Source organism: Microbacterium sp. MMO-56 (genome assembly GCF_037146215.1).
Taxonomy (GTDB): Bacteria; Actinomycetota; Actinomycetes; order Actinomycetales; family Microbacteriaceae; genus Microbacterium.
Map to the genome: position 1 here is coordinate 40,478 of NZ_JBBCVW010000013.1, position 23,118 is coordinate 63,595.

Consider the following 23,118-nt stretch of genomic DNA (forward strand, 5'->3'; position numbering starts at 1 on the left):
GAGGGTCGGCGACATTCTGAGTGGAATCCGCTTCCAGGTAGAATTACACCATGCCAACCGCCGAATCGGAATCACCGCGTCGGTACGACGCGACCGCGCGGCGGGAACGAGCGCGCATCGAGCGGGAGGCCACGCGCGGACGGATCGTCGCGGCGGCGAGCGCGGCGTTCCTCGACCGGGGGTACGTCCGCACATCCGTCGCGTCCATCGCCGAGGCCGCCGGGGTGTCGGTGCAGACCGTGTACCTCGCGGTCGGTTCGAAGGCGGACATCCTCCGACTCATCGGCAGGCAGGCGGTCGTGGGCACGGGTGACGCGGAGACACTGCCCGACCTCTCCTGGGTCGCACGGCTCGCCGCCGAACCCGATCCGCGGGCGCAGATCGGCATCCTCATCTCCGAGTCGCTCGCCCTGGTCGAGCGTGCCTACCCGATCTGGCAGGTGTTCACGGAGGCGGCCGCGCACGACCCGGCGCTCGAACCCGACGTCCGGGAGAACGAGGCGGGGCGCCGCCGCGACCAGCGCGCTCTCGTGGGCATGCTCCACGGTCTCGCGGTGTCGCCCCGGAGAGCGTCCGACATCGTGCATGCGCTCCTCAGCCCGGAGATGTGGCGATCTCTCGCCCTCGACAGCGGGTGGACGCACGACGAGATCGAAGCGTTCGCCACCGACCTGCTGACGCACGCGCTGCTCGGCGAGCGCTGACGCGGTCGAACCTCCGCAACGGATCGACCCCGCGATCGATCGCGACGACGTCGATCCTTGTGCGATCTCGTGCTTTGTTCTATGGTTAATTCATGCCTAAACAAAGTCGTGAAGGTGCTCCCACGCAGCGCAGCCAGGCCGACGTCAACCGCACCGCGGTCCTGGCGAGGCTCGGCGCCCACGGCGCGGCTTCCCGAGCGGACCTCGCCCGCGAGCTCGGCCTCTCCCCCGCTCTCCTGACCCAGCTGACGCGCGATCTGCTCCGCGAGGGTCTCATCGAGGAACTCGAGGAGACCAGCAGCAAGGGAGGACGCCCCGCCCGCCTCCTCGGACTCGTGTCGCGCAACCTCACCGCGCTGGGCGTGAAGGTGGCACCGGATCACGTGGCGATCGTCGAGGTCGCCATCGACGGCGAGGTCGTCCGTTCCGAGACGCGGCCCTTCGAGGCGATCTCCCCCCTGGCGACGTCGACGCTGGTCACCTTGGTCGCCGACTTCATCGCGCGGGGCTCGGACACCCGCATCCTCGGCGTCGGGGTCGGACTGCCGGGGAGCGTCGCCGAGCAGGGTGTGGGCGTCGTCGATTCGACTCAGCTCGGGTGGAACCAGGTCCCGCTGGGCGAGATCCTGCGGCGGTCGCTCGATCTCCCGGTCGTCGTGGAGAACAACGTCAATGCGCTCAGCGCCGCAGAGCTCCTCTACGGTCAGGGCCGCGCGCACGACGACGTCCTCGTCGTCACGGTGGGCAACGGCGTCGGCGCGGGACTCATCGCGGGAGGCGCACTCGTGCGGGGGCGCGCCGGCGGAGCCGGTGACCTCGGTCACCTCCCGGTGCGCGAGGACGGCCCCCTCTGTCAGTGCGGCAACCGCGGATGCCTGGAGGCCATCATCGGGCAGACCGCGCTCGTGACCGACGCGCGCTCGATCCGTCTGATCGGCGCCTCCGAGACCATCGACGACCTGCGTGCGCTGGCCGATGCCGACAACGACGGCGCTCGCGAGATCTTCGCCAACGCGGGCCATGTCTTCGGTCGCGCGCTGGCCGGCGCAATCAACCTCTTCGATCCCGCCGTCGTCGTCCTCCTCGGCGAGGGGGTGCAGGCCTGGCCGCACTGGGCCGGAACGTTCGAGAGGGCGCTGCGCAACGCCCTCGTGCCCGGGAAGCGCGGCACCCCCATCGTCGTCGAGAGCTGGCAGGATGACCGCTGGGCCCAGGGCGCCGCCGCCCTCGTGCTGGCGACGCCCTTCGACTCCGACGGGGTGGCCGGTGAGCAGGGCCGTCTGGTCCGCGAGCGGTTGGCCGCTCCCGCGGAGGCGTCGGCATGACGACCTACGCGACGCCCGCGGCGCTCGTCACGACCGAGCCGCCGGCGCACCGCCGCCGCACGCCGCCTCGGGGAGTGCGTCTGAAGTACGTCCTCACCGTCCTGGTGTTCCTGCTGCCGAGCCTCATCCCGCTGCTCGCCTTCGTCATCGGTCCGATGATCTCCGCAGGATGGACCTCGCTGCACTCCTGGAACCTCATCGGACCGATGACCTGGGTGGGCCTCGACAACTATGCGCACCTGCTCACCGACCCGGCGACCCATCAGGCGTTCCTGCACACGGTGACCTACATCGTCGGCTACCTGCCGCTCGTCTACGTCGGCGGCCTCGCGCTCGCCCTCGCCCTCAACTCGCGGTTGCGCGGACGCGCCCTCTTCCGCGGCGTCTACTTCCTCCCCGTCATCACGAGCTGGGTGGTCGTCGCGCTGGTGTGGCGCTGGCTGCTGAGCCCCAGCAACGGCGTGGTCAACACGGCGCTCGCCTGGTTCGGCATCCAGGGACCCGGCTGGTGGGCGGATCCGGCGTGGGCGATGCCCTCGATCATCCTCGCGTCGGCCTGGAAGGACGTCGGCTTCGTGATGGTGATCCTCCTCGCGGGCCTGCAGACCATCAATCCCGACCTGTACGAGGCGGCAGCGCTCGACGGAGCCGGATGGTGGCGGCGCCTGCGCAGCATCACACTGCCGTTGCTGTCCCCGTCGACGTTCTTCGTCATCGTCCTCTCCCTCATCAACGGGTTCCAGGTCTTCGACCAGGTCTACGTCATGACCGGCGGCGGACCGAATGACGCGAGCCGCGTCGTGGTGCAGCAGGTGTACGACCTGACGTTCCGCTACGGTCAGGCCGGCATGGCATCCGCCCTGTCCTGGCTGCTGTTCTTCGTCATCCTCGTCATCACCCTGATCCAGTTCTACGGCCAGAAGCGGTGGGTGACCTATGAGTGAGACGACACGTCGATTCCCGTTCGGGCGCGCACTGCTCTACGTCGTCCTCGTCGTCGGCGGCCTGATCATGCTCTTCCCCTTCCTCTGGACGGTCGTCACCTCGATCAGCCCCGGGGCGACACTGACGAGCACACCGAAGCTGATCCCCGAGGACCCGTCGCTGGCGCCGTACGCGGAGCTGTTCACCCGCGTACCGTTCGCGAAGGTCATCGCGAACTCGCTCATCATCGCCGTCATCAGCACGATCCTGCAGCTGGTCACGAGCTCGATGGCGGCCTATGCGTTCACCCGGCTTCCGTTCCGCGGTCGCGGCGCCGTCTTCGTCCTGTACCTCGCGACGATGATGATCCCCTTCCAGGTGCTCATCGTCCCGCTGTTCGCCGAGATGAAGACGCTGGGCCTCATCAACACCTACCTCGGCGCGATCCTGCCGACGATCGCCTCCGCGTTCGGCGTGTTCCTGCTGAGACAGGCGATGAGCACGGTGCCCTACGACCTGGACCAGGCGGCGACGCTGGACGGCGCCGGGCACTTCCGGATCTTCTTCCAGATCATGCTGCCGCTCGTGCGGCCCGCCCTGGCGACGCTGGCGGTGTTCGCCTTCCTCAACACGTGGAACAGCTTCCTGTGGCCGCTGATCATTCTGCGCGATCCCACGATGCAGACCCTCCCCGTGGCGCTGTCGACCCTGCAAGGGCAGTTCTCCACGCAGTGGGACGTCCTCATGGCGGGATCGGTCGTCAGCATCATCCCGATGCTCGCGCTCTACCTCTTCGCACAGAAGTACATCGTCCAGGGCGTCGCCGGCACGGGGCTCAAGTGATGCCCGGCTCCGCCCGCCCCTCCCTCGCCCGACCCATCCACATCAAAGGAGATACCACCATGAAGAAGACCCTGATCGCCGCCGGAGGCGTCGTGATCCTCGGCGCGGCCGCGCTGACGGGATGCTCGTCGAGCGGCGACGGCGACGCATCCGGCCCGGTCACGATCACCTACTCCAACTTCATCTCGAACGGCGGCAACGAGGCCAACCTCACGACGATCGTCGATGCCTTCGAGAAGGAGAATCCCGACATCACGGTGAACGTGCAGACGGCCGCCTACGCCGACTACTTCACGAAGCTGCAGACCGACCTCGCCGCCGGCACCGAGGCCGACGTGTTCGACGTCGACGCCGGGAGCTTCGCGAACATCCAGGCCAACGGCGTGCTCGCCGAGATGACCGGAGTCGACGACACCAAGTACCGCACCTCGGTGCTCGACACCTACAAGGTCGACGGGGCCCAGTACGGGCTGCCCACGTCCTTCTCGAACGTCGTGCTCTTCTACAACAAGGATCTGTTCGACAAGGCCGGCATCGCCTACCCCACGTCGGACTGGACCTGGGCGGACGAGAAGGCCGCGGCAGAGAAGCTGACGGACAAGGCCGCCGGCGTGTGGGGCGACTACCAGCCCGTCAGCTACTACGAGTACTACAAGGCCGTGCAGCAGGCCGGAGGCACGTTCCTGAACGCCGACGACTCCGCCGCCGAGTTCGACTCCGCCGCCGGGATGAAGGCCGCCGACTGGATCGCCGGCAAGTCCGGCACCGTCATGCCGACGGCGGCGGACGGCGCGGGCACGGCCGACTTCGACACGAACCTGTTCAAGGACGGCAAGCTCGCGATGTGGCACACCGGCATCTGGATGATCAGCCTGGTCGGCGATCTGCCGTTCGGCTGGGACATCGCCGTCGAGCCGGGTGACGCCCAGAAGGCGAGCGCGACCTTCTCGAACGCGGTCGTCATCTCGAAGAACTCCGCGCACCAGGCGGCGGCCCAGAAGTGGGCGGACTACCTGACGAGCTCGAAGACGATGGTCGACACCCGCCTGTCGGCGGGTTGGGAGCTGCCGCCCGTCGCCGACGACGCCCTGCTCAAGCCCTACCTCGACAAGACGCCGCCGGCGAACCGTCAGGCCGTCTTCGACTCGCTCGAGCACATCGCCGTCGCGCCGCGGCTGGGGACCAACGCGCAGCAGATCCAGGACGCCGTGACGAACGCGCTCGGTGAGGTCGCGGCCGGTCGGGCGAAGACCGACGAGGCCATCCCCGCGCTCGCGAGGCAGGTCGACGGCCTCCTGAAGTAGCGGATCCCCAGCACACCCCGGTCGCGGGGGCGGCGCCCCCCCCGGTGGGGCCCCCCCCCCCCCCCGGGGCCCCCCCCGCCCCCCGGGGGGGGGGCGCGACCACTCTCCGAAGGACATCATCGTGGACCACGACGCGCTCACCGACGACGACATCCACCGTCTCGCGCGACACAGCATCGCCCTGATCGGCGATCTGCAGACGCCGGAAGGCGCCTACCCCGCCAGCCCCACGTTCTCGGCCTACGTCGGCTACTGCTGGCTGCGCGACGGCTCCTTCATCGCGGACGCGGCCTCGGTCGCCGGCGGCGCGGAGTCAGCGACGCGGTTCTTCGACTGGTGCGCCGACACGCTCGAACGCAGGGCGGATCAGATCCGGACGATCGTCCATGAGACCGACGCGGGCCGTCCACCGGCGGGCGATCGCATGCTGCCCGCCCGGTTCACGTTCGCGGGCGACGACGGCACCGACGAATGGTGGGACTTCCAGCTCGACGGCTACGGGACGTGGATGTGGGCGCTGGGGGCGCACCTGGACCGGCACGGCCTGGAGAGCGACCGGTACCGCGACGCGGTCGCCCTGACCGTCGACTACCTGCTCGCCTCGTGGGAGCGTCCCTGCTACGACTGGTGGGAGGAGCATTCCCGGCACGTGCACGTCTCGACGCTCGCCTGCATCGCGGCGGGCCTCGACGCGGCGCTGCGCCAGGAGCTCGTCGATGCCGATCGCTCCGCACGCGTGCGAGACGGTCTGGCGGCGATCCGGACGAGGATCCGCACCGACGGCGTCGCGGATGGGCACCTCATCAAGTGGGTGGGGAGCACCGCGGTCGACGGCAGTCTGGCATCCGCGATCGCACCGCTGCACGTCGTCGAGGCGTCGTCAGCCCTCGCCCGCCGCACCATCGACGTGCTGGAGGCACACCTCACCGTGGACGGCGGGGTGCACCGCTACCTGGGCGACACCTTCTACGGCGGCGGGCAGTGGCCGTTGCTGAGCTGCTTCCTCGGCCTCGCGCACGCCGCCGCGGGTGATGAGGCGCGCGCCAACGAGCTGTTCGCGTGGGCCGCCGGGGCCGCGACCGCCACGCTCGACATGCCCGAGCAGGTCGCCGAGCACCTGATCGCCCCCGGCATGCGCGACGAGTGGATCGACAGGTGGGGGCCCGTCGCCACTCCCCTGTTGTGGTCGCATGCCATGTTCCTGCGGCTGGGCGTCGAGCTCGGCCGCATCCCGACGACCCCCCACCACACCCTCGAAGGATCCCGCTGATGCTCCGCCACCGACCCGAAGGCTCGGGACACCCGTACTCCGTCGACACCGAACAGCGCTCCCCCGTCCTCCCGCTCGTGGGCGAGCGCGTCCTCCTCGGGGTGCGGGCGGACGCGAGCATCGTCTCCGTCTCGTGCAGCATCGAGCGCACCGACGAGCGCGACACCATGTCCGGCGAGGAGCTCGCGCTGGAGCGGGTCGCCACGACATCGCGGGGCAAGGTGACCGACGGGGGTCACCTCGCGTCCGCCGCCGCACGACTCGCGCGCGCCACAGGCGGCTGGCAGGTCGCCTCCCCCGTGCTGGAGAGCGGATCCGCGTACCGCTACCGCTTCACCGGGACGCGCGCCGACGGCACGCGGGAGCGCACCCGCTGGTTCGCGTTCCGCCCCGCGCGCTGGCGCGCCGACGACGCCGCGATCCGGCAGATCGGCGCACCGCGGGTGATCCCGGGAAGCGTCGAGGTCCTCGACGACGGAGAACGCCCGCGCCGAGTGCGCTTCGCGGTCCCCCTCGACGCCCCGGAACACGTCGTGGGCTTCGGCGAGCGCTACGACGCCGTCGATCAGCGCGGGAGGACGCTGGACTCCGTGGTCTTCGAGCAGTACAAGAGCCAGGGCGCGGAGCGGAAGACCTATCTGCCCATGCCGTTCGCTCACGTGGTCGGCGGCAGCGGGTGGGGGTTCCACGTCGACACGACGCGTCGCGTGTGGTTCGACGTCGGCGCGAGCACGCCCGACCGCATCGTGATCGAGGCCGAGGCGGACGCCGTCGAGCCGCTCACCGTACGCCTCTTCGAGGGGATGCCCACCGACGTGCTGGGCGCGTTCCTGGACGTCGCCGGCCGGGCGACGGAGCTGCCGAGCTGGGTCTTCCGGCTCTGGGCCAGCGGCAACGAGTGGAACACGCAGGCCGAGGTCATGCGGCAGATGGACCTCCACGCCGAGCACGACATCCCCGTCGGCTCGGTCGTCATCGAGGCGTGGAGCGACGAGTCGACCTTCACGGCGTTCCGCGATGCGCAGTACGAGGTGCACGCGGACGGATCGCCGCACACGCTCGCCGAGTTCACCTTCCCGCCGGAGGGCGCGTGGCCGGACCCGAAGGCGATGACCGACGACCTGCACGACCGCGACATCCGGCTGCACCTGTGGCAGATCCCGTTGATGAAGATGCGCCCGCACCCGCACGGGCAGGCGAGAGCGGATGCCGAGGCGGCGGTGCGCGAGGACGTGCTGATCCGCGAGCCGACGCCGACGGGCGGGACGAGGCCCTACCGCAATCGCGGCTGGTGGTTCCCGCTCGCTCTCATGCCGGATCTGACCGACGAGCGCGCGGCGCAGTGGTGGACCGAGAAGCGGCGCTACCTCGTGGACGAGGTCGGCGTCGACGGGTTCAAGACGGACGGCGGCGAGCACGCGTGGGGTGCGGAGCTCGTCTACCTCGACGGCCGCCGCGGCGACGAGAAGAACAACACCTTCCCGGTCGCGTACCCGAAGGCCTACGGTGCGCTGCTCGCATCGGCGGGCAAGGCGCCGGTCACCTTCAGCCGCGCCGGGTTCACCGGGTCGCAGGCGCACGGCGCCTTCTGGGCCGGCGACGAGAACTCGACGTGGGAGGCGTTCCGGTGGTCGATGAACGCGGGCCTCACCGCCGCCGCGTCCGGCATCGTCTACTGGGGGTGGGACATCGCGGGTTTCTCGGGCGAGATCCCGTCGGCGGAGCTCTACATCCGGGCGCTGCAGGCGTCGACCTTCGTGCCGATCATGCAGTACCACTCCGAGTTCAACCATCACCGGAGCCCCTCGCGCGACCGCACACCGTGGAACATCGCCGAGCGCACGGGTGACGAGCGGGTAATGGAGCTCGCGCGGGCCTACACCCACCTGAGGGAGCGCCTCGTGCCCTATCTGGAGCGGTCGGCCGCGGCGGCGATCGCGACCGACCGTCCGCTCATGCGCCCGCTGTTCTTCGAGTTCCCCGACGATCCCGCGATCTGGTCCGCGCCCCCCGAGTGGCTGCTCGGCGACGACCTCCTCGTCGCCCCGGTGATGACCGACGGCGCCACGTCGACGCCGGTCTATCTGCCGCACGGCGAATGGATCGACGTGTGGACGGGGGAACGGGTCCGCGGCGGCCGGCTCGTCGACATCGACACACCCCTGGAGCGGATACCTGTGTTCACGCGGAACGAGGACCTGGTGGGGTTGTTCGAGATGTAACGGCCGCCGCCGCGTCGCCCTAGCGCAGCGGCGGCAGGACGTCCGCCTGCAGCCGCAGGAACTCGTCCACCATCGCCACCGCACGGTTGTGGTTGTCGACGATCGGGTCGAGCAGGACCGCCTGCAGCAGCTTCGCCTTGGACTCCTCGGCGTACGCCTCGACCAGGAGCTTGTGGATCGCGCCCTGGAGCTGGACCATCGCGAGGATGCCCGTGGGAAGCTCAGCCATCCGCAGCGGCACGAGCTCGCCGTCGACCACCGTGACGGGCACCTCGACGACCATGTCGTCAGGGAGACCGGGGATCGCGCCGCGGTTCGGGATGTTGACGGCCGGGATGTCGCGCGGCACGCCGCACGCGACCGCTTCGATGATCGGGATCGCCAGCTCCTCGGACGACTCGACGGGGCGGTCTTCGAGCGACGTCTCCAGCGTGGTGGCGGGGTTCGGCGCGTGGAAGGCGCGGTCCGTGTCGGCGAAGCGGATCTCGTAGTACCACTCCGGCGTCTCGGCGCCTGCGCGCCACGGCGAGCCCACGCCGGGGTCGTGGAAGTACTGGAGCTGCGTGGGCACGTAGTCCTGCGCCCACGAGAGGTACTCGCCGATGTGGTTCGCGCTCGGCGACGGCCACAGCCCGAACCGGCGGAAGAGGATGCGGGAGAGGCCGATCTCGTGCCAGTCCGAGACCCAGTTCGCGGTGCGCTCGACCTCGCGCAGGCGCGGGTAGAGGTCCTCGCCCGTCTCCTTGTCGCGGATCGCCTGGAACCACGTGAAGTGGTTGATCCCCGCCGCGGGCAGGTCGAGCCGCTCCGCGGGCATGTCCAGGAAGGCGGAGATCTGTCGCACGCCGTAGAAGTAGCCGTGGCAGAGGCCGACGACCTTCACCGAGGTCAGACGCGTGATCGCCTCGCACACCTTGTGCTCGGGATTGGAGAAGTTGAGGAAGAGCGCCTCCGGCGCCAGCCGCTCGATCGCCCGGGCGATCTCGAGCAGGGGACCGAACTGGCGCAGCGCGTGGAAGAGGCCGCCGGGGCCGCCGTTCTCGCCGTATACCTGCGCGAAGCCGTACGTCCTCGGGACGGTGAAGTCCTGCGACCAGTAGTGATAGCGGTCGCGCTCGATCGCCGTGATGACGAAGTCCGCGCCGGTCAACGCGGCGTCGAGGTCGGTCGTCGCCGACACGGCGGCGCCGTGCGCGAGCGTCGCGACCAGGTGGCGCGTGTACGCCTCCATCTCGGCGAGCGGTTCGGCCGCGATGTCCATGAGGACGATCTCGAGACCCTGCTGGGCGATGGGGTCGCTCAGCAGGAGGTCGCGGACCATCTTGCCGGCGAACTCACGGCTGCCGGCTCCGATCAGCGTGACTTTCATGTGGACTGCCTTTCTTCGGGTGTGTGGTCGACGTCGGCGAGCTCCCGCGCGAGGGCGAGGGCCCCCATGACGGGCGGTCGGTCCAGGATGTGGAGAGCGATCTCCGGGTGCGTGCGCGCCAGCGCTGTGCGGAGGGCGAGCTGGAGCCCGGGCTGTCCTTCGATCACCGATCCGCCGGCGACGACCGCGTCCGGGCGGACGCCGCGGCGGATCAGCCGGTCGACGAGCCGCGCGAGGTCGCCCCCCGCCCGGTCCACCACCTGCGCGGCGATCCGCGACCCGGCGTCGGCGGCGGCGAAGACGACCGGGGCGTGTCGGCCCCAGTCGTCCGGATCGGCCGCCTGCGTGAGCGCGAGGGCGAGGGCGTCCTGATCCCCGACGTCGAAGGCGGCGAACAGCGCCCGGCCGAGCGCGTCCGGGGGCTCTCCGTCATCGAGCGACGCCAGCACCGCTCGCGTCGCCTCCCGCACGAGCGCGGGGGCGCTCCCCTCGTCGCCCAGGATCCACCCCCACCCGCCCGCGGTGACGAGCCCGCCCCCGTCGCGCGCCGATGCGATCGATCCGGTGCCCACGACGAGGCCGACGGCGTTCCGGGCGCCCATCGCCGGGGCGATGAGCTCGGAGTCGTTCACGACGCGGATCCGCCCGGCGACGACACGCCCCAGCGCGTCCTCCAGGGCCAGACACTGAGCGGTGTTCTCGCATCCGTGGGCGCCGACCACGACCGCGTCGTCGAGCCCCGCTGCGATGTGCGCGCGGAGGAGCCGCGCGAGGCCGGAGGCATCGGCCTCGACGTCGCCGAGCGCACCTCGCCATGAGGACGAGGCCACCTCCACGTCGGTCACGATGCTCTCGTCGCCGACGTACGCCCGCACGATCCGCGTCTTCGTCCCGCCGATGTCGACGCCGACCAGGGCACGTGCCGCCGTCGCGACCGCGCCGCTCATCCGGCGTGTCCCTGCACGAAGCGCGACGTGCTCACGGTGCCGAGCGCGGCATCCGGCACGAGCGCGGGCATCGTCGGGTCATCGGGCAGCTCGATGGTCCTCGAGAGCCGGATGTCGCGCGAGGACGCCCCGATCTCGATGACGAACTCACCGCCCTCGCGACGCCACGCGCCGGCCCGTCCGTCGGGACGCTCGACGACGGCATCCCAATAGGCGAAGTCCCGGCTGCCGAGGCGGAACTCGACGCGCGCCGCCGCACCGGCGTCGAGGCGCACCTTGTCGAACGCGCGGAGTTCCCGCACGGGGCGGGGGACCTCGGCCTCGGGGTCGCCGACGTACAGCTGCACGATCTCCGCCCCGGCCCGCGCACCCGTGTTCGTCACGGTGCACGTGACGCGCACCTCGCCTGCGCGCGCATCGACGACCTCGACGTCGAGGTCCGCGTACGAGAACGTCGTGTACGACAGGCCGTGTCCGAACGGGTAGCGCACGGGCCGCTCCAGCGCGTCGTACCAGCGGTAGCCGATGAACACGCCCTCGCCGTAGAGCACGGTGCCGCGCTCGCCGGTCCAACGCGGCTGACCGGGGGTGTCCGACAGGGCGAGCGGGAAGGTCTCGGCGAGCTTGCCGCTCGGGGTCGCGCGGCCGAACAGGATGTCGGCGACGGCGCCGCCGATCCCCTGACCGCCGAGCCACGTCAGGACGATCGCATCGACCCGGTCGTGCCAGGGGTCCATCGTGACGGCCGAGCCGGCGCAGAGCACGACGACGAGGCGTGCACCGGTGCGATCGCGGATGTCGGCGAGGCGCTGCAGCAGGGCGACCTGGTCGCCGGGGAGGCCGAGGGTGTCGCGATCGTTCGCCTCCTGCTCGAAGGCCAGCGGCAGCCCGACGACGGCCACGATGGTCCGCGCGTGCTCGGCCACGCGGGCGGCCTCGTCCTGCAGTCGCTGCGCCTGCGCGGAGAGCGGTCCGCGCGTCGCGCGTCGCACCGCCTCGGCGAGCTGGAGCTCTCGTGAGAGCGCCGCCGTGCGCCGTGCGAGCGCGGGGTCGCCCGCGGCGAGGTCGACGCCGTGAGCCGCGAGGGTTGCGAGGTTGTCGTCCTGGTAGGCGTCCTTCGGCAGGTAGACGTATCCGGGGGCGAACGAGACACGGGCGCCGGCCACCGCGCGGATGCTCTCGAGCGGGGTGTCGATCCTCGTCGGGTCGACTCCCGACGACCCGCCGCCCTGGATGCGGGCGTGTTCCGCGAAGGCTCCGATCACTGCGATCGAGGCCCCGTCGATCTCACCGAGCGGCAGGGCCGGTGCGTCCGCGACCCGCTCGTTCCGCAGCAGGGTGATGCACGCGGCCGCCGCCTCCCGCGCCAGCGCGTGGTGCGCCCCGGCGTCGAGGAGGGCGAGCTGGGCGGTGCTCAGGCGGTCGCCCGCGCGGTGACCGAGGGCCAGCACCGGCCCGTCGACGAGGTCGGGCCCCGGGTAGGCCCGCGCCACGAGACGAAGGACCCGGCGCGCGGCGTCGTCCACGAGCCGGGCGTCGAGCCGCCCGTCGCGCACCGCGGCGACGACGTCCGCGTCGGTGCGGCCGTCCGTGCCGGGCATCTCCAGGTCGAGCCCCGCGCGCACGGCGGACACGCGGTCGTGCACCGCGTTCCAGTCCGAGAGCACAACGCCGACGTACCCCCAGTCGTCCCGGAGCACCTCGGTGAGCAGCCACCGGTTCTCCGAAGCGTGCACCCCGAGCAGGCGGTTGTACGAGCACATCACCGTCCAGGGATCGGCGGTCCGTACGACGCGCTCGAACGCGGCGAGGTACGTCTCCCGCAGCGTGCGCTCGTCGGCCACGACGGAGATCCGCGTCCGTTCGATCTCCTGGTTGTTGGCGGCGAAGTGCTTGAGCGACGCCCCAACGCCCACGGACTGGACGCCCTGCACGTACGCGCTGCCCAGCACGCCGGAATGCATCGGATCCTCGGAGAAGTACTCGAAGTTGCGCCCGCACAGCGGCGAACGCTTCATGTTGACGCCCGGGCCGAGCACGACCTGCACGCCCTCCGCCCGCGCCTCCGCGCCGATGGCCGCGCCGACGCGGCGCACCAGGTCGCGGTCCCAGCTGGCACCCATCGCCGACGCGGTGGGAAAGGCGGTCGCGGGCACCCAGACCATGTCGACACCCGTCTCCTTCCGCAGCCCGTGCGGACCGTCGCCCACTTCGATGGACGGGACGGCGCGCGGGAGGCCGGGGCGGTCGATCGGCTGCGTGAACCACTCGTCGGCGCCCGAGAGCAGGGAGGCCTTCTCTTCGAGGGTGAGCGCGGCGAGGACGGCGTCGACGTCGGACGGAGCGAGGGTCATCGGAGGGGTGCTTTCGCAGAGGTCGGGGTCAGACGGCGGCCGCGGCGCGATCGGCGAGAACGGTGGGCCGGCGGCACTCGGTGATGATCGTCGCGGGCCAGTCGGCCTCGTAGCCGCGTGCGGCGATCAGTCGACGGTACGCCTCCCGCTTGTGCGCGCCGCACAGGAGCATCACGGCTTCGGCCGACTGGCTCGCGATGGTGTCGACACCGACCGTCATCCCGTGCAGCGGCACCATCTCGAGGTCGGTGAACTCCGGGAACGTGTGCATGTTGTCGCGGCGCGTGGCCTCGCCGAGGGTGACGATGTGCGTCTTCTCGTTCCGTGGCGTGCCGGGTTGGTTGAAGGCGACATGCCCATCGCTGTCGCCCGACGCCAGCAGGAACAGGTCGATCCCGCCCTCGGCCGCGATGCGCGCGTCGTAGGCCTGCGGGTCCGTGGGGTCGGCGGTCCAGATCCGGGTCGGCGCGACGGTGCCCGCGGCGCGGGCGGCCGCAGCGATCGGCTCGAGGATGTCGCGGCGCGCGAAGCCCAGACACGAGTACGAGGCGTCCGGGTCGACGATGCGGAACACGCCGGCCCCGTCGGCGACGACGTAGTCGTCCATCATGACGATGACGAGCCGGGACAGGTCCGCCCCGGCGGACGCGTGCCGCGCGAGCGCCCGGTAGACCGGCACGGCCGTGCGTCCGCTGGGGCAGCCGAGCAGGAACGGCGAGTCGCCCTTCTGCGCCATCCGCTGCACGATCGCGTCGGCGACGGCGGCGCCGACCGCGTCGCCGTCGGGAAGGATGTCGGGGGTGAGGATCACGATGCTGCCCTTACGTTGTTGTCCACGACCGGCGCTCCGGTCATTCCTTGATGGCGCCCGCGAGCATCCCCGAGATGAACTTCCGCTGGAAGATCACGTAGAGGATGAGCACGGGCGCGGCGACGATGAGGCCGCCGGCGGCCATCAGGTTTATCTGGGTGACGTACTTCCCCTGGAACACGCCCAGCGCCACGGTCGCCGTCTGGTTGTCGCCGTGGAGGAAGACGAGCGAGAGGAAGTAGTCGTTCCACGTCCAAATGAAGCTCAGCAGGATGAACGTGTACACGGCCGGCATCAGGTTCGGCACGGCGATCGACCACAGCATCCGCATCGAGCTCGCACCGTCCATCTCGGCGGACTCGAAGATGCCGCGCGGAAGAGCGCGGAACGCGGCGCGCATCCAGAAGATGCCGAACGGCACGCCCATGCCTACGTGGATGAGGATGACGCCGAGCAGGTTGTCGGTGAGCCCGAGCGTTCGGAACTGGTAGTACAGCGGAACGATGATCGCCTCGAGCGAGATCATCATCCCCAGGAGGATGAGCGGGAACAGGACCCGGTCGCCGACCACTCCGAGAACGCCGAACGCGTAGCCGCCCAGGAGTGCGAGGAGGGTGCCGACGATGACCACGGCGACCGTGATCGTGAGTGAGACGACCATCGAACGCGAGAACTCCGCGCTCGTCCATGCGGTGACGAAGTTGCCCCACTGCAGATCGGCCGACGGACGCCCCGCGCGGTCGGGGCTGAGCGCCGCCGCGACGAAGGTGCCGACCGGCCACAGCACGATCACGGCCATGGTCAGGACGGCGTAGGTGAAGACCTTCTCGGAACGTGAGGACACGGTCACTCCTTCTCCGAGACGCGGGTGATCACGACGGCGATGATCAGGCACAGGATCGCCATGACGACGCCGATCGCCGCGGCCTGGCCGACATCCGGGTTGACGAACGCGGCCTTGTACAGCGCCACGGCGGGGGTGAGCGTCGACGTGCCGGGTCCCCCGCGCGTCGTGATCCAGATCAGATCGAACGCACGCAGCGCCGCCGTGATGGTGAGTGTCAGCGCGACCGCGATCTGACCGCGGAGGCCGGGCAGCGTGACCGCGAAGAACTCCCGGACGGGCCCGGCACCGTCCATCCGCGCCGCCTCGTACAGCTCGGGGGCGATAGACGACGCCCCCGCGATGAACAGGACCATGCAGAATCCGAAGGTCACCCAGGTGCCGATCAGGCCGACGGCCGGCAGCGCCCACGTGAAGTCGCCGAGCCAGTTCTTGGTGAGGGCGTCCAGTCCGAGCGCGCGCAGCGCCTCGTTGATGGGGCCCTCAGGCGCGTACATCCGCTTGAACAGCAGCGCGATGACGACGCTCGTGAGCACTTGGGGCAGGAAGAAGATCCACCGGTAGACCGCCATGCCGCGGCGTTTCCCGGTGGTGATCAGCGCCGCCGACAGGAGCCCCAGGGCGATCGGCAGGATCGCGAAGAAGAGGATCAGGACGAGGACGTTGCCGAGCGTCGAGCGCAGCACCGGGTCCGTGAAGAAGTTCAGGTAGTTGTCGGCGCCCACCCAGATCGCCGCGGAGATCCCATCCCACTTGTAGAACGAGTACTGCAGCGACTGCACCAGCGGCCAGAGCACGACGCCGGCGTAGATCAGCAGGCCCGGCGCGGCGAACATCAGCCCCGCGATACGCGCGCGTCGACGCGCATGCGATGTGCGCCCCCGTCGCCGTGGCGGCACGAGGGTCGCGCGCGTGGCCGAGGGGCCGCCATCACCCGCGTCGCGTGCGACGGCGGCCCCCGCGTGTGAGATGCTCACGGACGATCAGCCCGCCAGGAACGCGTCGCGATCGGCGTCGACCGCAGCGGAGAAGTCCTGCGGCGTCGTCTTGCCCGCGAGCAGCAGCTGCATGTTCTGGCTCAGCACGTCGAGCATGGTCGGGCTGGACCAGTCGAAGTAGGGCACGTAACCGTCGTCGCTGTCGAGCGTCGCGGTGGCCGCCGCCTCGCCTCGCTGACTGAGCACGTCGGGGGTCTTCACCTCGTGCAGGGCGGGCACCAGCCCGAGGTCGACCGCCGTCTGCGCCGAGTCCTGCGACATCACGAAGTCGAGGAAGGCGGCGGCGACGTCGGGGTGGGCGCACATCGCCGAGATGACCATCGCGCCCGGCGCCGCCCCGACGCCGACCGTGGACCCGCCCCCCGCCTGCGGCAACTGGATGTACCCGAACCGGTTCAGTTGGTCGCCGCTGAGACCGAGCGACCCGGTGTACTCGAAGCGGAACACGCCCTTCCCGTCGAGGTAGTCCGCCACCGAGGTCTGGTAGTCGATGCCCTCGAAGTTCGGGGTCAGCCAGCCTTTCGCGTTCCAGTCCTGGAGAGTCGCCGCCGCCCGCGTGAGCCCGGTCTGGTCGGCGGTGACACCCGGGTCGCCGTAGACGAAGTCGTTGATGTCGGCCTCGCTGCCGTACACCGCCTGCAGGCCCAGCAGGGCCGCAGTGTTGCCGTCGAGACCGCTGTAGCTGAAGGGGATCAACCCGGCCGCCTTGACCGTGGCCGCCGCCTGCTCCAGGTCGTCGAGCGTCTTCGGCACCTCGATCCCGAGCTTCGTCAGGACGTCGGCGTTGTAATAGACCCCGATGAGGGAGGCCCTCGCCTGGGGCGTCGCGAACCAGGAGCCCTCGCCGATCTTCGTGACATCGGTCGTGAACTTGTTCTGTCGGGCGATCGTCGTCGGCACACTGTCGTTCCAGCCGTAGAGGTCGGCGTAGGCGTCGAGATTGAGGACGAGGTGTCCCTTCGCCAAGGTGCCCAGCGACGACCAGCCGTTGTTCGCGGTAGCGATGTCGGGACCGCCGTCGTCCTGCATCTGCAGGTTCAGCGTGCTGGTGAGCTGTCCCCAGTCCTCCTGCGTGCGCTCGATCGTGACGTTCGGGTACTTCTTCTCGAACTGATCGATTACCGAGACGATCCAGTCCTGCTCCGCGGAGCCCCAGAAGTCGGAGAGCTTCAGGGTGACGTCGCCCGCGGCGGCGACGTCCTTGGAGACGCTCGCCGGACCCGTCGGCCCGCCCGTCCCTCCGCCCGGCGCACACCCCGTGATCGCCAGCGCAGCAAGCGCACCGGCCGCCGCCACCGCCGTGACGCGTGACTTCTTCGAGATCATCTTCACTCCATCGTGTTCGTGTGCCGTCGCCGGCCCCGGGTGTCGTCACCGGGTGCACCGGAGTCAAACGGGCCGCGCTGCTGGCACGCTAACACCCTCAGACCAGTTAGTCCAGTAGTAAAACAGAATGGTCTACTGGTCGACCAGATCGGCCGTGTGGTACGTTTCGCATCATGAGCCTCACCACGGCGGCATCCCAGGCCTACGAGCAGCTGACGCAGGAACTCGACGTCGGACTGTTCGGCGCGGGGACGCGCCTTCCGGGCGAACGCGAGCTCGCCGAGCGGATCGGGGTGAGCCGCGTGACGCTGCGCTCGGCCCTCACCGCGCTCGAAGGAGAGGGCCGGTTGATCCGCTCCGCGCAGCGGGGGTGGTTCGTGCCGGCAACCGTCCTCGGCGAGCCCCCGAGCACGCTCCAGTCCTTCACCGAGATGGCCCGCGCGCGGGGCCTCCATCCGACGGCGCGCGTCCTGCGGCAGGAGCTGCGCACCGCGACGCTCGATGAGGCGGAGCGCCTGCGCGTCGCCCCCGCCTCGTCGGTCCTGCAGATCGATCGGCTGCGGGCGATGGACGGCACGCCCGTGTGCTTCGACGTCGTGGTAGTCCCCGAGCAGCGTGCGCCGGACCTCGTCGGCGCCGCCCTGGAGAACGCCTCGCTGTACGAGACGCTGCGCGAGCTGTGTGGCGTGACGATCTACCGCAGCGCGTACAGCGTCGCGGCGTCGACCGCCGATGCGACGCTGGCCAAGATGCTGAACACGACGATCGGAGCGGCGGTCCTCGTCGGCGAGGAGACGGCCTACACCGCGGAGGGCATCCCGGTGCTGCTGGGACTGAACAAGTACCGCGGCGACGCGTACCGGTTCCAGGCGGATCTGTTCCGTCGGGCGTAGTACGCCCCGAGGCGAGGGTGCCCGCGCGTCGATCGTGCTCAGCGCCTCTCGACGCGGACCCGCCCGACCCCGTCCCCCGTCTCTTTCGGCGTGCGGCGACAGGCACCGGTCCGTGCCGTGGAGCGTCGAATACCCCCGCTGGGACTCGAACCCGGACTGAAGCGATACGGCGCGAGGTTTACGACTGTCTCCCATCGCCTCCCGCGCCGCGGAAGTCCGGCGAACGGGAACCGACGGTAAGGACCGGGAACTCGCGAAAACGGCGACTAAACAGCGGCTCGTGAGCGACCCGTCTACGTTGGCGGGGTGGATGATCTCGGTGACGGGCTCCCCGGCCTTCCCGGCTGGTGACCGATGGCGGGGGTGTCGTTCTAGGCTGACCGTCTCGGGCCGAGAAGGGGACGGCCATGGGCAGCAACAGGCGATACGAGGAATCCATGGACGCGCGATCACGCGCACGGAACCACGACGCGGGGATCGCGTGCACCCTGCCGATGGACGCGCACGGGCCGAACCCGCTCGAATGAGCGAAGCACAGCAAGCCGGCAGTCTGGGCGTGGATCAGCTGGGCGGAAGGCCCCGCCTCCCGCGTCGCCGGGTTCGCGTCGGGATGGAACGACCGCGTCGTCGTCGTCGAATGGAACGAGGCCCCCGGCGCAACCCGCAACACCGTCGTGTGGCGCACCGCCGTCGCTGTCCGGTCGTAGGGCGACCCGCTCGTGACGCGCTAGCGTCGGAGCGTGCAGTATTCGTTCTCCTCACCGACCGCGGTCGAGTTCAAGGCGCTCTACGAAGAGACAGGGTGGGGCACCTGGACCATTGAACGCTTTGCTCAGGCGCTTGCCGGTAGCTGGGTCGTCTGCTCAGTGCGAGACGACGCTGGGCGCCTCATCGGGATCGGAAGGCTCATCAGCGATGGTGCTCTCCACGCGTTCGTGACGGAGATGATCGTCACCGAGACCGCCCGCGGATCTGGCATCGGTGGGGAGGTCCTCGCCCGCCTCGTAGAGGAAGCGCGACGGCGCGGGGTCGAGGATGTGCAGCTCTTCGCTGCTCGGGGGCGCGCAGGCTTCTACGAACGGCACGGCTTCGAGCGTCGCCCAGAGTCAGGCCCCGGAATGGACCTCACGGTCGTCTGAGCACGTCACCCGACTTAGCCTGACCGGTGTGATCCGTCCCGTCGAGACCAGAACCATGGACGTCGAGCGCCATTCCCTCGCCGAAATCCAGGAAAAGCTCACCGCCGCCGTCCCGGCCGGCTGGGAACTCGCGTCGGCACCCGTCGCGATGGTGAAGGGCTCCACAGTCATGACCGCGACCGGGACGTTCCAGCGGCTCGACGGGCTCCGCGAGATCAACGACGACACCATGCCAGCGCTCGAGGCGAAGGCGCCCAACGGATGGGCCCTACTGAGCGTTCGCTAATGATGTACGAGGATGCCCCGTCTCGCTACCCTCGGCAGATGAGCACGCAAGACACCATCGCGAGGACGCCGCCGCGCGACGTAAGGCTCGAGCTTCGTCAGCGATGCGGGTTTGGATGCGCCATGTGCGGCTCGCCAGTCTTCGATTACGAACACATCGAGGGGTTCGAGGCGACCGGCCACGACCCCGATCACATGACTCTGCTGTGCCCGTGGCATCACCGCGAGAAGACCGCCGGACGTCTTCCGGTCGAGACCGTACGTAAGGCGAACGCCGACCCGCGCAACGTGAAGTCCTCGTTCTCGAGCTCCCACGAGCTCTACTTCAACGGCATGGATTTCGCGGTCGAGCTCGGAAATCTACGACTCAAGACCGATGGGGTCGAGGACGATGATCGTGCCGCAGCAATTGTCGTTGACGGCGCGATAGTTCTCGGCGCCCGGATTACCAACGGCTACCTACGCCTCGACGTGAACATCAGAGACGAGCACAACCGCACGTTGCTTCGGATCGATGACGGGTGGCTGCGGGTCGCCACGGAAAACTGGGACGTCGAGTTCACCGGCACCCACCTTCGCGTACGAGCCGGCCTCGGCAAGATCATCACTCAGATAGAGCTCACTCCACCACACAAGATCAGCCTCGACCGGGGCAAGTTTTACTTCAATCATGTGCCCATCCTCATCGGTTCCGATGCGCCCGACGGTGGTCTTGAGATTGCGGAGAGGACCTTCGCGGGGCTCACTCTGAAGGACGGGTCGATCACCGTCGAGTCTGAACGAATCGGCTATCCGACTGCGCTCGGGATCCGCAGTTCCCCTCGACACTACGGAGCCCCGCCCGCCCCGGTCGGCGGCGCGTTCAGCCGCAGAACACGGGACTAGCTCGGCCTCCCCCGGCCTAGCACCAACGTAGAAAAGCCCCCTCCCCGGCCACGCGGCTGGGGAGGGGGCCTTAGATATGAACCCGGGTTGTCATGCCCTCGGGTCGCGACGCAGCACGCGGGACACGGCCGCTTCCTGGTCGGCGAGCTGCGCGTCCTCGGTGAGCGTCGCCTGTTCGACGAGGGTCGCGTCGGTGTACTCGACGGGGATGCCGTTGCGGATCTTGTCGAGGTACGCGTCGGCGCCCGCCCAGACGACGGTGACGACGCCCGCGCCGGCGACGCCGGCGACGAGCATCCAGTCGACGCCGAGGACGGATGCGCCGATCGCGGCGACGACGGCCGCGCCGGCGCCTCGAGCGGACTGCGCGGCGGTCTTCACCGCGGCGCGCTTGGCGGCGAGCTTCACCGCGGCGGGGATGATCCGGTCGGTCATGACGACTCCTAGAAGGTCGGGAATTCGGGGATTGGGATACCGCCTTGGATGGCGGCGACGCGGACTGTGTGGGCGTGTTCGGTGACGATGCGGAGGCGCCGTTCCGCCTCGTCGGCGCCGGCTTCCTCGGCGGCGCGTTCGGTCTCCTTGCGGTCGACCTCGGCGCGGCGGCGGCGCATCGATCCGGCGATGCCGCCGATGACGGCGCGGATCAGCTCGACGCCCGCGGCGCCGCCGGCGAGGGTCAGGATCGTGCTGGTGATCTCCTGTGCGAGCCGGTCCATGCATCACTTCCTGCGGGGCTCGAAGGTGTACCTCCAGATGTCGTGCACCCGGATGACGCAGACCGTGAGGGCCACCATGACGATGAAGCCCGCCTGCGTGAGGCGGGACGAGCCCGGCGGCTCCTGGAAGTGGAGGGCGAGGACGACGGCGAAGTAGATGAGCGCTCCGACACCTACGTCATAGAGGCCGAGGCATTCCAGCCACCACCACCCCGCGACGACGACCACGAGTGCGAGCACGGCCCCGCGGTGAGAGCGATCGCCCACACCATGGTCAGGCCAGATACCCGACTTTCCCAGGGGTCCGAGTACCCCCGCTGGGACTCGAACCCAGACTGAAGCGATTTTAAGTCGCCTGCCTCTGCCATTGGGCTACGGGGGCCCTCGTCCAGGCTAGCGGGCTCGGGACGCGACGAACCGTGCGGGCCGGGATGCGACGAACCCCCTCGCCCGACCGGCGAGGGGGTTCGCGAGAACAGGGGCGACCGTCAGGCCGACGCCTCGGCCTTCTTCTTCGCGGGAGCCTTCGCGGCGGGCGCCGACTCAGGGGTCTTGCCCTCCGCCTCCGCCGCGACCGACTTCGGATCGATGGCGGGAGCGGCCGGCGCCTCGGCGGGGGCCGCCGGGCGCGGACGCGCGGCGAACTCCTCGAAGACGTAGCGCGGGTTCTGCACGGTCTGCAGCGAGACGTTGTCGCGACGCAGCCAGAAGTTGTGCCACCAGTCGCCGATGACGCGCCACTTGCGCTCCCACGAGGGCATCGCGAGCCCGTGGTAGCCGCGGTGCGCGCACCAGGCGATGAAGCCCTTGAGCGCGATGTTGCCGGACTGGAACACGCCGTCGTAGAGGCCGAGGCCGGCCACCGCGCCGAGGTTGTGGTGGATGTACTCGCGGGGAACCTCGCCGCGGAGCACGCCCACGAGGTTCTTCGCGAGCAGCTTCGCCTGGCGGACGGCGTGCTGCGCGTTGGGCACGCAGTAGCCGCCGACGCCCTTGCCGGTCAGGTCCGGCACGGCCGAGACGTCACCGGCCGCCCAGGCGCCTTCGACGACCTCGTCCGCGGTGCCGACACGCAGGTCGGCGCGGGTCCGGATGCGACCGCGCTCCTCGACGGGCAGGTCGCCGCCGCGCACGACGGTGGGGTTCGCCATGACGCCGGCGGTCCAGATGATGAGGTCGGTCGGGATGACCTCGCCGGTGGACAGCTCGACGTTCCCGTCGACGGCACCGGTGACCTGGGTGTCCAGGTGCACGCTCGCGCCCCGCTTGGCGAGATCCTTGAGGACCCACTCGCTCGTCTTGAGCGAGACCTCGGGCATGATGCGGCTCATGGCCTCGATGAGGTGGAAGTGCGTGTCCTCGAAGCGCAGCTGCGGGTAGTCCTTCAGCAGCGACGACGCGAGCGCGCGGGTCTCGGCGAACACCTCGATGCCCGCGAACCCGCCGCCGACGACGACGACGGTGAGCAGGCGGTCGCGCTCGGGTCCGGGCGGGAGGTTCGCGGCGCGGTCGAAATTCGTGAGGATGCGGTCGCGGATGGCGACGGCCTCCTCGATCGTCTTCAGACCGATGGCGTTGTCGGCGATCCCGGGGATCGGGAAGGTGCGCGAGACCGCACCGGCGGTGACGACGATCTGGTCATACGACTCCTGCCACGGCTCGCCCTGGTCGGGCGTGATCGTCGCGGTCTTGGTCGCGTGATCGATCCCCGTGACCTTGGCGGTGACCACGCGCGTCTTCTTGAGGTGACGGCGCAGCCCGACGATGACGTGGCGCGCCTCGATCTCGCCGGCGGCGACCTCGGGCAGGAACGGCTGGTACGTCATGTACGGCAGCGGGTCGACGACGGTGACCTCGGCCTCGCCCTTGCGCAGGTGCTTCTCGAGCTTCCACGCGGTGTAGAAGCCGGCGTAACCGCCACCGACGATGAGGATCTTGGGCACGGCGCGAACGGCG

At 69.9% G+C, this 23,118-nt stretch carries 22 protein-coding genes and 1 tRNA gene; 11 read left to right on the forward strand and 12 right to left on the reverse strand.

Going from position 1 to position 23,118, the window contains the following annotated elements; translation table 11 throughout:
- Positions 1-50: 50 nt before the first annotated feature.
- From WFI00_RS12150 to WFI00_RS12180, 7 genes are all read left to right on the forward strand, one after another.
- Complete coding sequence (locus WFI00_RS12150) at positions 51-704, forward strand: TetR/AcrR family transcriptional regulator (RefSeq protein ID WP_336632587.1); 654 nt, start codon at positions 51-53, stop codon at positions 702-704.
- Positions 705-796: 92 nt separating this feature from the next.
- Positions 797-2,029, forward strand: coding sequence for an ROK family transcriptional regulator (locus WFI00_RS12155; protein ID WP_336632586.1), 1,233 nt, complete (start codon positions 797-799; stop codon positions 2,027-2,029).
- Entirely contained in the window at positions 2,026-2,973 is a 948-nt protein-coding gene (locus tag WFI00_RS12160) for a carbohydrate ABC transporter permease (protein WP_336632585.1), read from the forward strand. The genes WFI00_RS12155 and WFI00_RS12160 overlap by 4 nt, the downstream gene beginning before the upstream one ends.
- Positions 2,966-3,796 (forward strand): carbohydrate ABC transporter permease, encoded by an 831-nt coding sequence (locus WFI00_RS12165; RefSeq protein ID WP_336632584.1) that lies wholly within the window; start codon positions 2,966-2,968, stop codon positions 3,794-3,796. Before WFI00_RS12160 ends, WFI00_RS12165 begins: the two co-directional genes overlap by 8 nt.
- Before the next feature lie 59 nt (positions 3,797-3,855).
- The gene (locus tag WFI00_RS12170; RefSeq protein ID WP_336632583.1) at positions 3,856-5,100 is read left to right on the forward strand and encodes an ABC transporter substrate-binding protein; all 1,245 of its coding nucleotides are present in this window, start codon (positions 3,856-3,858) and stop codon (positions 5,098-5,100) included.
- Between the two features lie 121 nt (positions 5,101-5,221).
- A complete protein-coding gene (locus WFI00_RS12175; protein ID WP_336632582.1) occupies positions 5,222-6,370 on the forward strand; it encodes a glycoside hydrolase family 15 protein in 1,149 nt (382 codons plus the stop codon).
- Positions 6,370-8,592 carry a glycoside hydrolase family 31 protein gene (locus WFI00_RS12180; RefSeq protein ID WP_336632581.1) on the forward strand — a complete coding sequence of 741 codons (2,223 nt, stop codon included), beginning with the start codon at positions 6,370-6,372 and terminating at the stop codon, positions 8,590-8,592. Before WFI00_RS12175 ends, WFI00_RS12180 begins: the two co-directional genes overlap by 1 nt.
- Positions 8,593-8,611: 19 nt before the next feature.
- Here the strand turns inward: WFI00_RS12180 and WFI00_RS12185 are convergent, their stop codons facing one another.
- The 7 genes from WFI00_RS12185 to WFI00_RS12215 form a co-directional block, all read right to left on the reverse strand.
- The gene (locus WFI00_RS12185; RefSeq protein WP_336632580.1) at positions 8,612-9,961 is read right to left on the reverse strand and encodes a family 4 glycosyl hydrolase; all 1,350 of its coding nucleotides are present in this window, start codon (positions 9,959-9,961) and stop codon (positions 8,612-8,614) included.
- A complete protein-coding gene (locus tag WFI00_RS12190; protein ID WP_336632579.1) occupies positions 9,958-10,908 on the reverse strand; it encodes an N-acetylglucosamine kinase in 951 nt (316 codons plus the stop codon). The genes WFI00_RS12185 and WFI00_RS12190 overlap by 4 nt, the downstream gene beginning before the upstream one ends.
- Positions 10,905-13,262, reverse strand: a complete 2,358-nt coding sequence (locus tag WFI00_RS12195) for a beta-glucosidase family protein (RefSeq protein ID WP_336632578.1) — start codon at positions 13,260-13,262, stop codon at positions 10,905-10,907. Before WFI00_RS12195 ends, WFI00_RS12190 begins: the two co-directional genes overlap by 4 nt.
- A gap of 28 nt (positions 13,263-13,290) precedes the next feature.
- Positions 13,291-14,073, reverse strand: a complete 783-nt coding sequence (locus WFI00_RS12200; RefSeq protein WP_336632577.1) for a 6-phosphogluconolactonase — start codon at positions 14,071-14,073, stop codon at positions 13,291-13,293.
- A gap of 40 nt (positions 14,074-14,113) precedes the next feature.
- On the reverse strand, positions 14,114-14,917 hold the full coding sequence (locus WFI00_RS12205; protein WP_336632576.1) for a carbohydrate ABC transporter permease: 804 nt from the start codon (positions 14,915-14,917) through the stop codon (positions 14,114-14,116).
- 2 nt (positions 14,918-14,919) lie between these two features.
- Positions 14,920-15,753 carry a carbohydrate ABC transporter permease gene (locus tag WFI00_RS12210; protein WP_336632575.1) on the reverse strand — a complete coding sequence of 278 codons (834 nt, stop codon included), beginning with the start codon at positions 15,751-15,753 and terminating at the stop codon, positions 14,920-14,922.
- Positions 15,754-15,900: 147 nt separating this feature from the next.
- Positions 15,901-17,241, reverse strand: coding sequence for an ABC transporter substrate-binding protein (locus WFI00_RS12215; RefSeq protein ID WP_336632574.1), 1,341 nt, complete (start codon positions 17,239-17,241; stop codon positions 15,901-15,903).
- Between the two features lie 173 nt (positions 17,242-17,414).
- Here WFI00_RS12215 and WFI00_RS12220 point away from each other — a divergent pair, with 173 nt between their 5' ends.
- The 4 genes from WFI00_RS12220 (at position 17,415) to WFI00_RS12235 (ending at position 20,443) form a co-directional block, all read left to right on the forward strand.
- Complete coding sequence (locus WFI00_RS12220) at positions 17,415-18,134, forward strand: GntR family transcriptional regulator (RefSeq protein ID WP_336632573.1); 720 nt, start codon at positions 17,415-17,417, stop codon at positions 18,132-18,134.
- Positions 18,135-18,874: 740 nt separating this feature from the next.
- Positions 18,875-19,273: a GNAT family N-acetyltransferase gene (locus WFI00_RS12225; protein WP_336632572.1), complete on the forward strand. Its 399-nt coding sequence runs from the start codon at positions 18,875-18,877 to the stop codon at positions 19,271-19,273.
- A 28-nt stretch (positions 19,274-19,301) separates the two neighbouring features.
- Positions 19,302-19,559: a hypothetical protein gene (locus tag WFI00_RS12230; RefSeq protein ID WP_336632571.1), complete on the forward strand. Its 258-nt coding sequence runs from the start codon at positions 19,302-19,304 to the stop codon at positions 19,557-19,559.
- 38 nt (positions 19,560-19,597) lie between these two features.
- On the forward strand, positions 19,598-20,443 hold the full coding sequence (locus WFI00_RS12235; RefSeq protein WP_336632570.1) for an HNH endonuclease signature motif containing protein: 846 nt from the start codon (positions 19,598-19,600) through the stop codon (positions 20,441-20,443).
- Positions 20,444-20,533: 90 nt separating this feature from the next.
- Here WFI00_RS12235 and WFI00_RS12240 read toward each other — a convergent pair whose 3' ends face one another.
- From WFI00_RS12240 to WFI00_RS12260, 5 genes are all read right to left on the reverse strand, one after another.
- On the reverse strand, positions 20,534-20,878 hold the full coding sequence (locus WFI00_RS12240) for a hypothetical protein (RefSeq protein WP_336632569.1): 345 nt from the start codon (positions 20,876-20,878) through the stop codon (positions 20,534-20,536).
- An 8-nt stretch (positions 20,879-20,886) separates the two neighbouring features.
- The gene (locus WFI00_RS12245; protein ID WP_336632568.1) at positions 20,887-21,162 is read right to left on the reverse strand and encodes a hypothetical protein; all 276 of its coding nucleotides are present in this window, start codon (positions 21,160-21,162) and stop codon (positions 20,887-20,889) included.
- A 3-nt stretch (positions 21,163-21,165) separates the two neighbouring features.
- The gene (locus tag WFI00_RS12250) at positions 21,166-21,402 is read right to left on the reverse strand and encodes a hypothetical protein (protein ID WP_336632567.1); all 237 of its coding nucleotides are present in this window, start codon (positions 21,400-21,402) and stop codon (positions 21,166-21,168) included.
- A 69-nt stretch (positions 21,403-21,471) separates the two neighbouring features.
- Positions 21,472-21,544: transfer RNA gene (locus WFI00_RS12255), tRNA-Leu, on the reverse strand.
- Positions 21,545-21,650: 106 nt separating this feature from the next.
- A complete protein-coding gene (locus WFI00_RS12260) occupies positions 21,651-23,105 on the reverse strand; it encodes an NAD(P)/FAD-dependent oxidoreductase (protein ID WP_336642365.1) in 1,455 nt (484 codons plus the stop codon).
- Between the last annotated feature and the right edge of the window lie 13 nt (positions 23,106-23,118).

What these genes read in the sequence shown, in the direction of transcription:
- WFI00_RS12150 (WP_336632587.1), top strand. Translation starts at nt 51, where the DNA reads ATGCCAACCGCCGAATCGGAATCACCGCGTCGGTACGACGCGACCGCG.
- WFI00_RS12155 (WP_336632586.1), top strand. Translation starts at nt 797, where the DNA reads ATGCCTAAACAAAGTCGTGAAGGTGCTCCCACGCAGCGCAGCCAGGCC.
- WFI00_RS12160 (WP_336632585.1), top strand. Translation starts at nt 2,026, where the DNA reads ATGACGACCTACGCGACGCCCGCGGCGCTCGTCACGACCGAGCCGCCG.
- WFI00_RS12165 (WP_336632584.1), top strand. Translation starts at nt 2,966, where the DNA reads ATGAGTGAGACGACACGTCGATTCCCGTTCGGGCGCGCACTGCTCTAC.
- WFI00_RS12170 (WP_336632583.1), top strand. Translation starts at nt 3,856, where the DNA reads ATGAAGAAGACCCTGATCGCCGCCGGAGGCGTCGTGATCCTCGGCGCG.
- WFI00_RS12180 (WP_336632581.1), top strand. Translation starts at nt 6,370, where the DNA reads ATGCTCCGCCACCGACCCGAAGGCTCGGGACACCCGTACTCCGTCGAC.
- WFI00_RS12185 (WP_336632580.1), bottom strand. Translation starts at nt 9,961, where the DNA reads ATGAAAGTCACGCTGATCGGAGCCGGCAGCCGTGAGTTCGCCGGCAAG.
- WFI00_RS12190 (WP_336632579.1), bottom strand. Translation starts at nt 10,908, where the DNA reads ATGAGCGGCGCGGTCGCGACGGCGGCACGTGCCCTGGTCGGCGTCGAC.
- WFI00_RS12195 (WP_336632578.1), bottom strand. Translation starts at nt 13,262, where the DNA reads ATGACCCTCGCTCCGTCCGACGTCGACGCCGTCCTCGCCGCGCTCACC.
- WFI00_RS12210 (WP_336632575.1), bottom strand. Translation starts at nt 15,753, where the DNA reads ATGTTCGCCGCGCCGGGCCTGCTGATCTACGCCGGCGTCGTGCTCTGG.
- WFI00_RS12215 (WP_336632574.1), bottom strand. Translation starts at nt 17,241, where the DNA reads ATGATCTCGAAGAAGTCACGCGTCACGGCGGTGGCGGCGGCCGGTGCG.
- WFI00_RS12220 (WP_336632573.1), top strand. Translation starts at nt 17,415, where the DNA reads ATGAGCCTCACCACGGCGGCATCCCAGGCCTACGAGCAGCTGACGCAG.
- WFI00_RS12235 (WP_336632570.1), top strand. Translation starts at nt 19,598, where the DNA reads ATGAGCACGCAAGACACCATCGCGAGGACGCCGCCGCGCGACGTAAGG.
- WFI00_RS12240 (WP_336632569.1), bottom strand. Translation starts at nt 20,878, where the DNA reads ATGACCGACCGGATCATCCCCGCCGCGGTGAAGCTCGCCGCCAAGCGC.
- WFI00_RS12245 (WP_336632568.1), bottom strand. Translation starts at nt 21,162, where the DNA reads ATGGACCGGCTCGCACAGGAGATCACCAGCACGATCCTGACCCTCGCC.